This is a genomic window from Oceanibium sediminis (assembly GCF_003265325.1).
GTDB classification, from domain to species: domain Bacteria; phylum Pseudomonadota; class Alphaproteobacteria; order Rhodobacterales; family Rhodobacteraceae; genus Halovulum; species Halovulum sediminis.
Genome location: NZ_QGNX01000002.1, coordinates 598,805 through 612,052, shown reverse-complemented (window position 1 = coordinate 612,052; position 13,248 = coordinate 598,805). Strand labels below are relative to the sequence as shown.

Below are 13,248 nucleotides of genomic sequence, written 5' to 3'. Positions count from 1 at the left end.
CGCTGATTCCCAAACCGGCGAGGTGAGTCAGGCCCTTCCCGGGTTCTGGCCCGCTGTTGGTTCAAAATCTCTGACAACGGACATTTGACTTGATATTCAGCATGTTGACGCGCCGACCTATCCTGTAATCTAGCCAAAGCCCCACCATGACTTTCCTAAACGACCTGACCTTGCAGCAAATCGTCACCCGGGCGATTGGCTACCCTGTATTGGCAGTCCTCTACGGCGTCGTTTTCGATGCTTGTGTCGGGAACAGCGCCAGATCGACGGCGGGTCCGCGGAGCGCTGGGCCCGTTGGTGAGGGTCCGAAGGTCTCGGTCTGGGGGATGTTCATGGCGGTTCTGTTTCAGGCAGGCTGGCCCCGAACCAGCACCCCGAGGGCGCGGGGGGGGGGCCGAAGTTGTTGCCGGATTAGGGACGTGTGGAGTCTGCGAAGCGATCAACACGCCTTGGGCGTGGATCGTGGCAGCATGGATTCTCGCAGGGAAAAAAGCACCGGGCTGCGCGGCAGAGGCAAATCCTCTGACTAGAAAGGCAGAACTATCTGATGCTTTTCAATTGAGGTTTTGGTGGACCTGACGGGAGAAGAATCGAACCTTCTCTTCCAGGTTCTTGAGGAATGGGAACGCCATCTCGCGCATTTAGACCTTGAAGGTCTGGAGCGTGACGATGACGAAACTCAAATATGATTTCAATGGCTTAGCGGACTGGCAGCTTCCTGACACGCCAGAGCCAGAAAAACCGGCTCCGGCTAGGCTAAGTAGCCAGAAACCCAAGCCCTTCTCCCTGCGGCTCAGCTTCGACGAGCGGGCGCGTCTTGAGCAGGATGCCTCCGGCATGGCGCTCGGGGCGTATATCCGCGACCGGCTGTTCGGCGATGATGCTGCGCCGCGTCAGACGCGCGGGCATTTTCCGGTAAAGGACTATGCCGCCCTTGGGCGCGTGCTGGCTGCGCTTGGCCAGTCACGGCTTTCCAACAACCTAAACCAGCTCGCCAAGGCGGTGAACACGGGCTCGCTGCCCGTCACGCCAGAGACAGAAGCCGATCTGCGGCAAGCCTGTAAGGACGTGCAGGCCATGCGGAGCGATCTGCTGATCGCGCTCGGCCTGCACGAGACTGGATCAGGCTCCAAAGCCGGATGGGATTTGAAGCCATGATCCTCAAGGCGAAAGAGCGCGGCGGTGGCGCGCAACTCGCCCGATATCTGCTCTCGATGCGGGACAACGATCATGTCGAGCTGCACGAGGTTCGCGGCTTCGTTGGTGATGATCTGCTGTCCGCCTTGCGCGAGGTCGATGCCATCGCCAAAGGGACACGCTGCGAGAACTATCTGTTTTCGGCCAGCCTCAACCCACCTGGCGGTGAGACCGTCACCGTCGAAGACTTCGAGAAGGCTACCGATGAGGTCGAGCGCAAGCTCGGCCTCGAAGGCCAGCCGCGCGCGATTGTGTTTCACGAGAAAGACGGACGGCGGCACGCCCATGTCGTCTGGTCGCGCATCGATGCCGAACACATGCGGGCGATTAATCTGCCGCATTACAAGATGCGCTTGCGGGACGTCTCACGCGAACTGTTCCAGTCGCATGGCTGGGAAATGCCGAAGGGGCTGCGCGATTGGCGGGAGCGCGATCCGCTCGGTTACACGCGCGAGGAATGGAAGCAAGCGCGGCGCGTCGGCCTCGATCCGAAGCAGCTCAAAGCGCTGTTTCAGGAATGCTGGAACCGCTCGGATACTGGCACAGCCCTCGCCCAAGCGCTCAAGGAACGCGGCTTCATGCTCGCGCGTGGAGACCGGCGCGGTTTTGTCGCCGTCGATTATCGCGGTGAAGTCTATGCGGTCGCGCGGCAAGCGGGCGTGAAGACCAAAGAGATTACCGCACGCCTCGGCGATCCCGAAGCCTATCCCTCGGTTGACAAAGTCCGCACCTATATCGCCGCCTGCATGTCCGAGCGGATCGAGGGTTTCATCCGGCAAGCGGAGCGCGAAGCCGGATCGGGCCGTAAGGCGCTGGACGCCGAGCGCGCCGAACTTGCCGCGCGCCACCGGCAGGAACGGCAGGCGCTCAAAACCGGACAAGAAAAGCGCTGGATCGCCGAAACCAAGGCGCGGGCCGCAAGGCTACCGCACGGGTTCGCCGGTATCTGGCACCGCCTGACCGGCAAATACAGCAAGATCAAGCAACGAAACGAGCGCGAAGCGTGGGATGCGCTCAAGCGTGACCGCGCCGAACGCGATGGCCTGATCGCCAGCCAGCTCGACCAGCGCCGCGCGCTGCAAGAACGGATTCGGGAACAGCGCGAGCGGCAGCAAGCCGATCTGCTCCTGCTGCGGGAGGATATCGCCCGCTATCAGGACATGGCTTCGCCGGAGCGACAGAACGAGCGGCGCAACTCCGACACAGAACGCGAAACCCGCAAGCGGCAGCACCGCCGCGACCGTGAGCAGGATCGCGGATTTGAACGATAGAGAAAGGAGGCTCCTGATGAGCAACCCCGACTGGATCACCTATGTCCCGCGCCGCGTCTATGATGCGGCGCGGCGGCTCGAAGCCGCGTGTGAGCGTACCGGATATCCGTCACCGATAGGCGTGGCCGAATATCGTTGGGACGTCCGGCAAACACAGGACGCGAGAATACTATGGCATCAGGTCTGGCGCTTTCTGATGGAAGAGCACAACGTTTCGGACCTTTATGACATCGTGTTCGTTGTCGTCGATGATCCGGCCTTCGACCGCATCTACTCCACCACGCCGAAGCAGTTGCATTGATGGTGCTGCGTGCGCGGTTTGATCCGTCGCGCGCGCAGTTCGCCAATGCTGATTAAATTTTATCACGCGATCCTCTTCCTCCTGCACCCGCCCATCGGTGCTTCCGAAAATCATGAATGGCAGAAAGGGCTGCGCATGCGGCCAAGGCGGTGTGCCTGCTTCACTGCCTTGCGCCCGAAGGTGTCCGATAGCAGCCGCGTCCTGCGCCTCCTGATCCCGAGAAGGCCCGAATTGGTCGGGTCGCAAACGGAAAAGGAGGATCACATGATCACGCTTCTCACCATGCATGAACTGCGCGGCCTGATGGTTCAGGAACTCGGCGAACTGCATCAGCTCTTTTCGATGCTGCTGATCGCAACCGAACCCGATACGCCGGATCGCCGCAACATTCTGGCGAGCCTCGAAAACATCGAACGCGCCATGGGCTATCATGCCAGACTTGCGGTTCAACCTACCCATAGCCGCTGAAAATTATGTCGGGCGCAACGAAAGATGCGCCCGAGCTAACTTCGAAGTTCTAAAACTCTTTTTACACATCTGAACGATGCACAGCATCAAGGCCGGTTTCGCGTAACTTGAAGAAATGATACGTTATTTTCCGAATTTCCAGACACGGGGTTGCTGTATGACAGAGAGATATTATTCAGAAATTGAGGCATTTGGAGTCGCGCGAATACTGGGAACGTCCGCGCTAAAAATGCTTGCCGAATCTCATTGTGTGGAAAAGCAACGATGTGATCTAGTCGCGCACCTTGAGCAAGAAAGCTCAGAGGAAACCTTTGCCAATGCAGGTGCCAACATATCACGGGTTAAAATGACCGAGGAGGAGCTTCGCCGAAAGCTCTTTCCTGCCGCAATGCTTTTTCAGTCAAGTATGGAAGCAAAGTTAAAACTTGCCGCAGACACTGATCCTGATTTGCACTTGGCGATAATGGGAGAGCGGTATTTTTCGCCACGTTGGCTAGCGGCCCTTGTGCACGTCAACCAGACCGCTGATGAATTCGAAAAGTATGCAGACGTTCTTTATCGAGAAATTCGAAATCCTGTAGTTCATTTATATGACGACCGGAGGGCCGACCAGAACCTTGAAAAGATCAACAAGGTCAGTTTCGAAGCCGTATATACCGGAGTTCGATACGGATGGTGGGCTTACATGCGCTTGCTGTTTGGGCTAGGCATGAGCAACGCTGATCTGGCCGGAAGTTGGGTGGCTATTTGCAGGGGAGCTGGATTGCCTTGTGATCTTTTCCCAGAGAGTGAACCCCCAGCAAGAGCGTGATTATTTCAGCCTCTACAGGCACGGTACGAATAACAGAGATCACAATTGTTTTGGTATAGATGCGGCTGGCCGAGAGGTCAGCCGAAAATTTTGAGGCTGAAGCCGCCGCTTACGCGGCGACTCCTTCCTGCTGTTGGGGTGCCTCGGCCACGGGCTGCAAGCCGTGCAGGTAATCTGCTGCCCGCTGCGCGTGGGCGGCGGCGCTGAATATCGTGCGCTTGTCGTCGCGCAGCACCTTAAGCCAGCTCTGGATATAGGCGGCATGATCGGTGCCAGGCTCCGGCGTCAGGGTTAGATCGGCGCAAAGGAACGCCGCGCCCAGCTCGGCGACCAGCTCTTCGCGGGCATAGCCTTCATCGCCCCACCGCTTGCGCCCGAATTCACGGTCAAGGCGGCTCTTGTGCTTCGTCCAGTGGGTCAGTTCGTGCGCCAAGGTCGCATAGTAGGCTTCGGGGCTGCGGAAACTCTCGAAGTGCGGCATTTGCACATGATCGCTGCCGCCGCTGTAATAAGCCCTGTTCCCGCCGCTGCGGATATCTGCGCCCGTGGCGGCGAAGAATTCCTCCGCATGGTCGATCCGCAGCGCGGGGTCGATGACGGGCTCGGGCTTGCTGTAGAAATGTTCGGGCAGCCCTTCGATCTGCTCGACATTGAACACGCTATAGCCCTTCATGAACGGGATTTTGCGCTCTTCCTCGCTCCCGTCGTCTTGCTCTTCAGTCTTGGTGATGGTGTTTGCATAGACAACAAGGTTGCCGCGCTCGCCCTTTCGGACGTGTGCGCCGTAATCCTTGGCTTGGCGGTAGGTCATCCAGAACGGCGAGAGATAGCCGCCTTCCAACGCCGCGCCCCACAGCATCAGCACGTTGATCCCGCTGTAGGCCATGCCGTTATGGCGCAGCGGCTTGATGATCCGCCCGTCCATGTTTCCGGCTGACCATGGCTTGTGCCATGTCAGTTCGCCTTGCTCCAGATCGGCAATGATCTTGTCGGTAACTTTCTGGTAAATGTCCTGTTTCATTGGCCCTTTCTCCTCTTAAAGCCGGTTGCACATGCAACCGGACTAGGCCCGCGCCAATGAGCGGGGGGAGACCGTCAGGACCGCAGACAGCGGAGGGGGATCACCCGTCCTGCACAAGCCGCAGGCGCGGAAGGACGGGGAGACCGCTGGCTGCGCCCGCAGCACATACGGAGGGCTTGGTCTTGACGGAGGACGGGGCCCGCAGGCCCCAAATAGGAAAAAAGCGTCAGCCCGTCAGGGATGGCCAAAGCTGCGCAAGGGATGGAAGCCGAATGGCCGAGACAAGCCAGCGGCGCAGGCTCGGTTCACGACAGCCCGGTTCTGCCGCGCAGAACGCGCCAGACCGCAAATAATCCGGATTTGATTGCGAAAGGTATCGAAAAATGATACTTTTTGCGGATGAAACAGGAATTCAGCCATGCTCGGGACTATGTAGACAGCCTCGCCTCAAGCGGGCGCTACCACTTCACGAGTGCTGACGCCAAGGCAGCGCTCAGCGCTTCGCCCGATGCTGTCAAGCTGGCGCTGAACAGGCTCGGTAAGCAAGACCTGATCGCTACACCCTCACGTGGATTCTACGTCATCGTCGCGCCGGAGTACAAATCGCTCGGCTGCCTACCGGCAGACCAGTTCATCCCGCAGTTGATGGCGCATCTAGGCCTGCCTTACTACGCAGGGCTGCTGACCGCAGCACAGTACTATGGAGCCGCCCATCAACGCCCGCAAGAATTCCAGGTCTTCACAGAAAAGTCCCGTCGCCCGATCAAGTGCGGCAAGGTCAGGGTCAACTTCATCGCCCGCAAACAGACCAAAGCGGTCGCAACCAAACCTTTTAATACGCCACGTGGCGCGCTGATGGTCTCGACACCCGAGGCCACGGCGATTGATCTTGCAGGCTATCCTGACCACACGGGCGGACTTGAGCAGAGTGCGACTGTGATCTCGGAACTGGCCGACCAGCTTGATCCCGACAAGCTGGTCTTGGCCGCAAAAACAGCACCGGTCCCGTGGGCACAGCGGCTTGGCTATTTGCTGTCGCTCGGCGAGGGCCGCGAAATCACCGGCCCGCTGGAAGAGTATGTCAGAGAGAACGCCCGCGAGTATGTGCCACTCGCACTCTATGGAGAAAAGGACGGCCCCCGCGTCAAGGCGTGGAAGCTGACCATCAACGAAGAGGTGGAACCCGAGTTTTGATCCCACGCGACTACATTACAGAATGGCGGGAGGAAGCGCCCTGGATCGAGGACGCGCAGGTCGAGCAGGACCTCGTGATCAGCAAGGCGCTCGTCGATATTTTCTCACATGGCGTCCTGAGAGACGCGCTTGCCTTTCGCGGCGGCACGGCACTCTACAAGCTTTTCCTCAAACCACCGGCCCGCTATTCCGAAGACATCGATCTTGTCCAGATCAACGCGGAACCAGCAGGCGACGTGATGACTGCGCTGCGCGATGTGCTGACACCGTGGCTGGATGACACACCGCGCTACAAGCAGAGCGAAGGCCGTGTAACCTTCAAGTTCCGGTTTCGCTCGGAAGACAACCCACCTTTGCCGCTGACCCTTAAGGTCGAGATCAATACGCGCGAACACTTCGCGGTCCACGGCCTGCAAAACGTTCCGTTCGAGGTCCGGTCACGCTGGTTCGAAGGCGAATGCGCCATCCCGAGCTACGGGCTGAACGAGCTACTCGGGACCAAATTGCGCGCCCTCTACCAACGCCGCAAAGGCCGTGACCTTTTCGATCTCGCCGTGGCCCTCGACCACGAAGACAGCGACGGCAAACAGATCATCGAAACCTTCGCCGCCTACATGGAGGATGGCGGGCACCATGTGACCAAAACCCAGTTCGAAGAAAACCTCGCCGCCAAGCTGGGGAACCGGCTATTCACAGCAGATATCGGCCCGCTACTGCGCGACGGCTTCGAATGGGACCTAAAAACTATGGCAGAAAAGGTCAGTGATGAATTGATCGCCCGCCTGCCAGAGGCTGAGTGATGCTTGGTTTCCTCGCGAACAATATCGACCAGCTCGACCTCGCTCTTGAACACATTTCCAAGGGCAATGTGAACGATGCGCGCTTCGGCCTGATGCTGACCGACAATGTGGTTGAGATCACGCTTCATCAGATCGCGACGGACAAACTGAACGACCTCAAGAGCTTCGGTTATATGCGAAAAGACTACTCGCATGAGGCCGCGCTTCGGCAAGCTCTCGGAAGGCGATTCGACCGAAAGCTGAAATTTGCGAAACTGGAGGGCAAGCTATCCGACGAGGAAGCCGAGACCATCTCGGCGCTCCATGCCTTTCGCAACGAAGTCTACCACGTTGGCATTCAGCACGAGCCAATTCTGCCCGCGCTTTCAGCGCACTACTTCAAGCTGTCCTGTGACTTTCTAGCACGGTATGAACCGCGCTTCCTCGGCTGGAGCTCAGGCCAGAGGCTGCCGGACCGGGCGGTAAAATACTTCGAAGCCGATGCTTTCATGCCCGGCAGCATCGAAGCGTACCAATCAGCATGCCGCACGCTCGGCGATGAAGCCGAATTCGATGCGGCTACCGTGATCGAGATGCTGTCGAACCACATGGACGAGATCATCGAAAACCAGGATGGGTACATCGATCTGATCGCAACCGGCGGAGTAAGACCGACGAGCCGCGACAACGTCATCCTCGAAGGACAGGCTTGGTCACTTGCCTTCTCCGAAGAAGGCAAGCGGTTCGCGAGAGAGAACGGCTGTCCGGAGATGACGGTCTTCCAGTTCGTCGAGTGGATCAAAGACAACTATCCACTACAGTATCGCAGTGATCCGATCCCCAGGTGGCAAGAGCGCGCAAGTAGTCTCAGAAGAGAAGCAAACCCCAACCAGGCGCTCAAGAAGTACCGCTCCTTCATCGATCAGACCGCGGCGATGCGAGAAAACATTGAGGAAGGGGCAGCGCAAGTCGATGCCCACATCGATGAACAAATCGATCGGATGCGCATGGAAGCAAGCAGTACGCCGTCAATTTCAACAGGGACGACGGAGCATGATTCATGACATTGCCAATCTGTTACGCTCCTTCGCGGAGAAGGAAGTCACCGCACTTGAAGAAGCCGGAATCCGGCATGCCCCCACTATTGGAGAGATGTATGAGGGACTGACTGCCGATATCCTTGAACGCACAATCCCGCCTGGCCTCGACCTGAAAGTTGTGTCGGGCTTCGCGCATGATCACGAGGGCAAACTCAGCAACCAGATTGACTGCATGCTGGTGCGCGGCGAGGGTACGCCGGTGCCATACACCGGCAAATTCATGTGGCACATCAAAGACGTGATTGCTGTCATAGAAGTCAAGAAAGACCTCTTCTCGAAGGGCCTGGATGAGGCCTACCACCAGCTTCGAGAAGTGCTGGAGACGCATTCAAGTTGGATTCAGAATGACAAAGGAGGCGGCAAGTATGACGTCACCCCTTCGCGGCGAGCGTTCAGTGAGGTCACAGGCATTGTCGCGCCGTCCTATGCAAAGCTCTCCAGCCTATCGCCAGATATTGAGCACATCTTTCATGCGATTGTAGGCGACCAGTTCGCACCGATCCGAATTGCCTTTGGATATGGTGGCTTCAATAGCGAATACGGCCTCCGAAAGGGCTTTGTGAAATTCCTTGAAGATAAGACTTTTCAGCTTGGCTATGGCCCGCAAGCCTTCCCGCAACAGATCGTGGCTGGCGGCGCGAGCCTCGTCAAGTTCAGCGGGCACCCCTATAGAGCCGCGATGAACGATGATAAGATGTTGTTACTAGCCAGTTCCGCTGCGAACCCCCTGCTAATTATGCTAGAACTTATTTGGACGCGGCTTTCATACATCCAAGTAATGCCCGAACTGTTCGGTGATGACCTGCAGATGGAAGGATTTTCACCGCTGCTTTGGGCGAAGCTTGCCGAACACCCCCAAAATCCCTGTCAATATGGCTGGATGCTTACGGCCGAAAACTACAGTAAAAAGGCGCTCGAAGAGGTGCCAACTTTCACGGATTGGGAGCCAAACGTTCTAACGCAAGAGCAATTCACAATCATGAACAAGCTCTGCAGAAATGAAACCATCGACCTTGCAGAGCCAGAGTTGCGAAAATTCATCACTGATGCAGGCCTGGAATTTGACGCATTCGTCGACTCCCTCATAGAAACCCGCCTCGTCGCGCGCAACGGCGGCACGCTGGAGCTTACGACAGTTGAATGCGCTTGCGTGACGCTGCCCGATGGCCGGCACGTTGCTGCAGACAACAATACTGGACGCCTATCACGGTGGATAGACCGCTTCATGCGGCGACGAGAAGACCATACCACGCAGCCAGAATGATCATGAACTGCCTGCTCGCTGACACGACGATCATCACAATAACATGGACCAACCGTAAAAAGAGTCGCGAAGTCGATACCTCCCTGCCCTAAAAGGCGGCAGGCACGAGTTGTGAATCTTCCGTCTTTCAAGGGCGACCCCCGAAGCTCCCTAGGCATGAAATCCCAATCCCCGAAAAAATTTCTTAAAAAAACTCTAAGCCTTTCAATTCATGGATGTTATTCTCTCCAATAGAGCAACTTGAGAGAGCAAGATTGCGGTTGATTTTATGAGGAGATGAGCACTGTCACAGCTCTTGTCAGATGACCTTTACAACATCGTTTCGGGCGATCCCGAGGAGCTAGACGTACACCTTGAACTGGTTGAACGGGACGTCCCGCTAGAGGATTGCTCCGCAACCTTGCATTGCCACTGCCTGACAGTCGACGGCAACGGACGTGTTCGGCCTGAGCGCTTGGCCGAGTTCATGCGAAACGCTCTCGTTGATTATGCCATCCCGAAATCTCGCCTCGATGCCGCTCGAGCTCGGGACTTCAAGTACAAATCAGGAAGCGCCGTCGCAGCCCTCCACCACGAGGCGCTCGGAACGTTCACCGACCTCAGCAATACCGGCGAAGGTGGAGAGATGCTGCTTTACCTGTTAGCGGAGCGCTTTCTTCAAATTCCACAGGTTCTATGCAAGATGGACCTGAAGACGGATTCACACATGCACTATCACGGGGCGGATGGTGTGTATGCGTCAGTCAATGATGATGGAATAATAAAGCTATTTTGGGGTGAGTCTAAGGTCTACAGTGATCCTACGTCTGCGATCCGCGACTGCTTGTCCTCCTTGGCACCTTTCCTGGTCGAAACCGATCACGAAGGTGCAGATCGAGAACGCGACCTCGTTCTCTTGAGCGATAAGGCTGATCTTAGTGACCCCGATTTGACAGCGGCCTTCAGAAAGTATTTTGACCGAACGTCACCTTTGTCGAATAGAGTCCAATACTGCGGAATCGCCCTGATTGCCTTCGATGCCGAGTTCTACCCTCAGGATCAAGCGAAGGCTGTCGCCGCAGACATCGCGGCTGCGGCTAAGGCGGAGATGAAAAACTGGGGTAAAAATGTAAAGAACAGGATAGGTATTGAAAAGTTAGACAGTTTCGACATTCAGTTTTTTTGCGTACCTGTCCCATCCGCCGATGGGTTCCGTAGCGCGTTTTTAAAGGCGTTGGGGCTCGACAAATGAAGGACACTGAACTCTTCGACTGGTTGACCAACGAAGCCCTGCAAGACGACATAACAAGGCTGACCCAGCTTACTGTAGCAGCAGAATTAACGAACCTTGAGCAAAGCTACACATGCGAAGATCCGAACAAGGCGTTTGAGTGGCAAGAATTGCTATTGGCAGGAAGTTTACTGGCCAGATCGTCCCTTCGCGAGCATCAAGAAGCTGCGCTGAGGATCGCCACAGCGGCAGTAACCCTGGAGACCGAGCAAAAGCTGCGCGACGCCGGAGCAATCTTGATGGAGCAGCTCTCAAATCATCGGTCGGTTGAGTTAGCCTATGAAAGAAAACGCGTAGCCCCGGAACTCGATGCCCGCCTCGGCGTATCGATGAGGCTTGAAGCTAACCGGAGGCGGTTTGAAGATTCGGTTCTTCTCAAATCAAGCGGGAAGTGGATCAGCGTGAATGATTTTCAGAGAGAGCTCTGGGAGGGAGCGACATCAGACGCATCTTGGCTTTCTGCATCCGCCCCGACAGCATCCGGAAAAACTTTTCTCGTTCTCCAATGGCTACTGGACCACTTGCGAACCAGCGACACAGTTGTGGCTGTTTATCTAGCACCCACCCGCGCTCTGGTCAGTGAAATAGAACAAAACCTGAAAGCGTTGTGTGGCGCGGATTCAGAAATTCAGGTAAGCTCCTTACCTTTGATCGACACCTACTTCGCCGCGAGATCAGGGAAAGACAAAGCTGTTTTTGTGTTTACGCAAGAACGCCTTCATCTCTTGGCTAACCTTCTTTCGGATGACCTCAAGATCGATCTCCTGATCGTTGATGAAGCGCACAAGATTGGCGATCATCAACGCGGTGTTATTCTGCAAGATGCCATCGAGCGTACAGTCAGGGCCAACCCGACGATTAAGGCCGTCTTCGTGAGCCCATCAACGCAGAACCCAGGTGAATTGTTAGAAGATGCCCCTGAGAACGCAAAGAGATCAGCCGTTGATAGCGACATGCCAACGGTTCTACAGAATGTCGTTGTCGCCCAACAAGTGCCGCGAAAGCCGAAAGAATGGCAGCTAGACCTTATTAAGGGTGACTCACATGTATCTATCGGCATATTGCAGCTCGACAATAAGCCTGCCGGACTCAGGAAAAGGCTGGCCTTCATAGCTGCCGCTGCAGGCGGGCGCGGCGGCACTCTCGTGTATTGCAATGGAGCGGCTGAGGCGGAAGAGGTCGCGCTGCTGATCAGTCAACTAGGCGACACGGCAAAGACGGATGACGATGAGCTTCTAGCCCTTGCAGATTTAGCACGGAAAGGCGTTCACCGAAAATATCAACTTGCTCCCCTAGTTGAGCGCGGCGTCGCTTTTCATTACGGCAATATGCCCTCTTTGATTCGGACAGAGATTGAACGCCTGTTCCGTAAAGGAAAGATCAAATTCTTAGCCTGCACCTCCACACTAATTGAGGGCGTTAATCTCTCATGCAGGACAATTGTCGTTCGCGGCCCACGCAAGGGTAAGGGAAATCCGATGGAGCCTCACGACTTCTGGAATCTGGCTGGGCGTGCTGGACGATGGGGTAACGAATTCCAAGGCAATATCATCTGTATCGACCCTCACGATTCGAAGGCTTGGCCAGTGGGCGTGCCAAAGCGGGCCCGTTACCCAATTAAGCGCGAAACCGACGCCGTCTTAACCTCGGGAGAGGAGCTCGCTACTTATCTAGAGGCGCGAGACATTGAAAGCCTGAAAGAACTGCAAAAAAGTGAAGAGTTTGAGCAAGTCGGCGCATATCTTCTCAACACTTACATTCGTTTAGGGAGTCTGAAAGAAGCACCGTTCGCGAAACGTCATTCGAGGGAAACACTTCAGCGGTTAGACGACAGCCTTAAAGGTATTTCGGGTCTGGTCAGCATCGGTGAGGAGCTGCTTGTCAGACATCCAGGAGTGAGCGCGGTTGGCCTTCAGCGATTGCTTGATGACTTTCGCAATTACGAGCGTGACTTAGAAAACCTTCTCTTGGCACCTTCTGAAAGTGTCGATGCCTACGACAGGTATGTAACCGTTATGCGTCGGATCAACGAAAATATCTTTCCCGTGTTCCTTCCAGACGGGCTGATCCCGTTGCATGCGCTTGTTGTGGTCGAATGGATGAAAGGCCTTTCACTTTCGGCGATAATTCGGAAGCGAATTGAATACCATCAAAGACATGACAAGCCCTACCAGCTGCCGAAGCTAATCCGCGACACGATGAGCCTTGTAGAAGAGACTGCGAGGTTCAAAGCTCCAAAGTATATTTCGGCTTATGTAGATATCTTGAAATACTTTCTAGTCGAAGCAGGTCGCGAAGACCTGATCGACGAAGACTTTGATGTTGGCGTTGCCTTGGAGTTCGGCGTGTCCAGTACTACGCTTCTTTCGTTGATGGAGCTTGGCCTTTCACGAATGACAGCTGTAGCATTATATGAAAAGATCGCGCGAGATGATTTGGACCGCGATGGCTGCATATCCTGGATTTCAGAGTACGGACCAAATTTTGCGGGGATGGACCTGCCCGCACTGATCGTACGAGAAACATTGCAAATTACCGGCGTCTTTAGCGCAGGTGATAGTGAGTAGTATTT

12 protein-coding genes are annotated in these 13,248 nt (G+C 55.9%); 11 read left to right on the top strand and 1 reads right to left on the bottom strand.

Going from position 1 to position 13,248, the window contains the following annotated elements; genetic code table 11:
• Nucleotides 1-669: 669 nt before the first annotated feature.
• The 5 genes from DJ029_RS08450 to DJ029_RS21705 all read left to right on the top strand — a co-directional run bounded on the left by DJ029_RS08450 (nt 670) and on the right by DJ029_RS21705 (nt 4,048).
• On the top strand, nt 670-1,158 hold the full coding sequence (locus DJ029_RS08450) for a MobC domain-containing protein (RefSeq protein WP_112322023.1): 489 nt from the start codon (nt 670-672) through the stop codon (nt 1,156-1,158).
• Nucleotides 1,155-2,468, top strand: coding sequence for a relaxase/mobilization nuclease domain-containing protein (locus DJ029_RS08445; RefSeq protein WP_112321944.1), 1,314 nt, complete (start codon nt 1,155-1,157; stop codon nt 2,466-2,468). The genes DJ029_RS08450 and DJ029_RS08445 overlap by 4 nt, the downstream gene beginning before the upstream one ends.
• Before the next feature lie 16 nt (nt 2,469-2,484).
• Nucleotides 2,485-2,769 (top strand): hypothetical protein, encoded by a 285-nt coding sequence (locus tag DJ029_RS08440; RefSeq protein WP_112321942.1) that lies wholly within the window; start codon nt 2,485-2,487, stop codon nt 2,767-2,769.
• 45 nt (nt 2,770-2,814) lie between these two features.
• On the top strand, nt 2,815-3,237 hold the full coding sequence (locus tag DJ029_RS21710; RefSeq protein WP_157966311.1) for a hypothetical protein: 423 nt from the start codon (nt 2,815-2,817) through the stop codon (nt 3,235-3,237).
• Between the two features lie 157 nt (nt 3,238-3,394).
• On the top strand, nt 3,395-4,048 hold the full coding sequence (locus DJ029_RS21705; RefSeq protein ID WP_157966310.1) for a hypothetical protein: 654 nt from the start codon (nt 3,395-3,397) through the stop codon (nt 4,046-4,048).
• 109 nt (nt 4,049-4,157) lie between these two features.
• Here the strand turns inward: DJ029_RS21705 and DJ029_RS08430 are convergent, their stop codons facing one another.
• On the bottom strand, nt 4,158-5,069 hold the full coding sequence (locus DJ029_RS08430) for an ArdC family protein (RefSeq protein ID WP_112321938.1): 912 nt from the start codon (nt 5,067-5,069) through the stop codon (nt 4,158-4,160).
• Nucleotides 5,070-5,468: 399 nt separating this feature from the next.
• On the opposite strand from DJ029_RS08430, the gene DJ029_RS08425 reads away from it, so the two are divergent.
• The 6 genes from DJ029_RS08425 (at nt 5,469) to DJ029_RS08400 (ending at nt 13,243) form a co-directional block, all read left to right on the top strand.
• On the top strand, nt 5,469-6,263 hold the full coding sequence (locus DJ029_RS08425) for a type IV toxin-antitoxin system AbiEi family antitoxin (RefSeq protein WP_112321936.1): 795 nt from the start codon (nt 5,469-5,471) through the stop codon (nt 6,261-6,263).
• Nucleotides 6,260-7,063 carry a nucleotidyl transferase AbiEii/AbiGii toxin family protein gene (locus DJ029_RS08420; protein WP_112321935.1) on the top strand — a complete coding sequence of 268 codons (804 nt, stop codon included), beginning with the start codon at nt 6,260-6,262 and terminating at the stop codon, nt 7,061-7,063. Before DJ029_RS08425 ends, DJ029_RS08420 begins: the two co-directional genes overlap by 4 nt.
• Nucleotides 7,063-8,106 carry a hypothetical protein gene (locus tag DJ029_RS08415; protein ID WP_112321933.1) on the top strand — a complete coding sequence of 348 codons (1,044 nt, stop codon included), beginning with the start codon at nt 7,063-7,065 and terminating at the stop codon, nt 8,104-8,106. The genes DJ029_RS08420 and DJ029_RS08415 overlap by 1 nt, the downstream gene beginning before the upstream one ends.
• Nucleotides 8,096-9,406, top strand: coding sequence for a DUF6602 domain-containing protein (locus tag DJ029_RS08410; protein ID WP_112321931.1), 1,311 nt, complete (start codon nt 8,096-8,098; stop codon nt 9,404-9,406). The genes DJ029_RS08415 and DJ029_RS08410 overlap by 11 nt, the downstream gene beginning before the upstream one ends.
• A 295-nt stretch (nt 9,407-9,701) precedes the next feature.
• Complete coding sequence (locus DJ029_RS08405; RefSeq protein ID WP_232823014.1) at nt 9,702-10,637, top strand: HamA C-terminal domain-containing protein; 936 nt, start codon at nt 9,702-9,704, stop codon at nt 10,635-10,637.
• Entirely contained in the window at nt 10,634-13,243 is a 2,610-nt protein-coding gene (locus DJ029_RS08400; protein WP_112321928.1) for a DEAD/DEAH box helicase, read from the top strand. Before DJ029_RS08405 ends, DJ029_RS08400 begins: the two co-directional genes overlap by 4 nt.
• The last annotated feature ends 5 nt before the right edge of the window (nt 13,244-13,248 follow it).

Bases quoted from the DNA above. Each gene is read 5' to 3' on its own strand.
- DJ029_RS08450 (WP_112322023.1), top strand. From the start codon at position 670: ATGACGAAACTCAAATATGATTTCAATGGCTTAGCGGACTGGCAGCTT.
- DJ029_RS08445 (WP_112321944.1), top strand. From the start codon at position 1,155: ATGATCCTCAAGGCGAAAGAGCGCGGCGGTGGCGCGCAACTCGCCCGA.
- DJ029_RS08440 (WP_112321942.1), top strand. From the start codon at position 2,485: ATGAGCAACCCCGACTGGATCACCTATGTCCCGCGCCGCGTCTATGAT.
- DJ029_RS21710 (WP_157966311.1), top strand. From the start codon at position 2,815: ATGCTGATTAAATTTTATCACGCGATCCTCTTCCTCCTGCACCCGCCC.
- DJ029_RS21705 (WP_157966310.1), top strand. From the start codon at position 3,395: ATGACAGAGAGATATTATTCAGAAATTGAGGCATTTGGAGTCGCGCGA.
- DJ029_RS08430 (WP_112321938.1), bottom strand. From the start codon at position 5,069: ATGAAACAGGACATTTACCAGAAAGTTACCGACAAGATCATTGCCGAT.
- DJ029_RS08425 (WP_112321936.1), top strand. From the start codon at position 5,469: ATGAAACAGGAATTCAGCCATGCTCGGGACTATGTAGACAGCCTCGCC.
- DJ029_RS08415 (WP_112321933.1), top strand. From the start codon at position 7,063: ATGCTTGGTTTCCTCGCGAACAATATCGACCAGCTCGACCTCGCTCTT.
- DJ029_RS08410 (WP_112321931.1), top strand. From the start codon at position 8,096: ATGATTCATGACATTGCCAATCTGTTACGCTCCTTCGCGGAGAAGGAA.
- DJ029_RS08400 (WP_112321928.1), top strand. From the start codon at position 10,634: ATGAAGGACACTGAACTCTTCGACTGGTTGACCAACGAAGCCCTGCAA.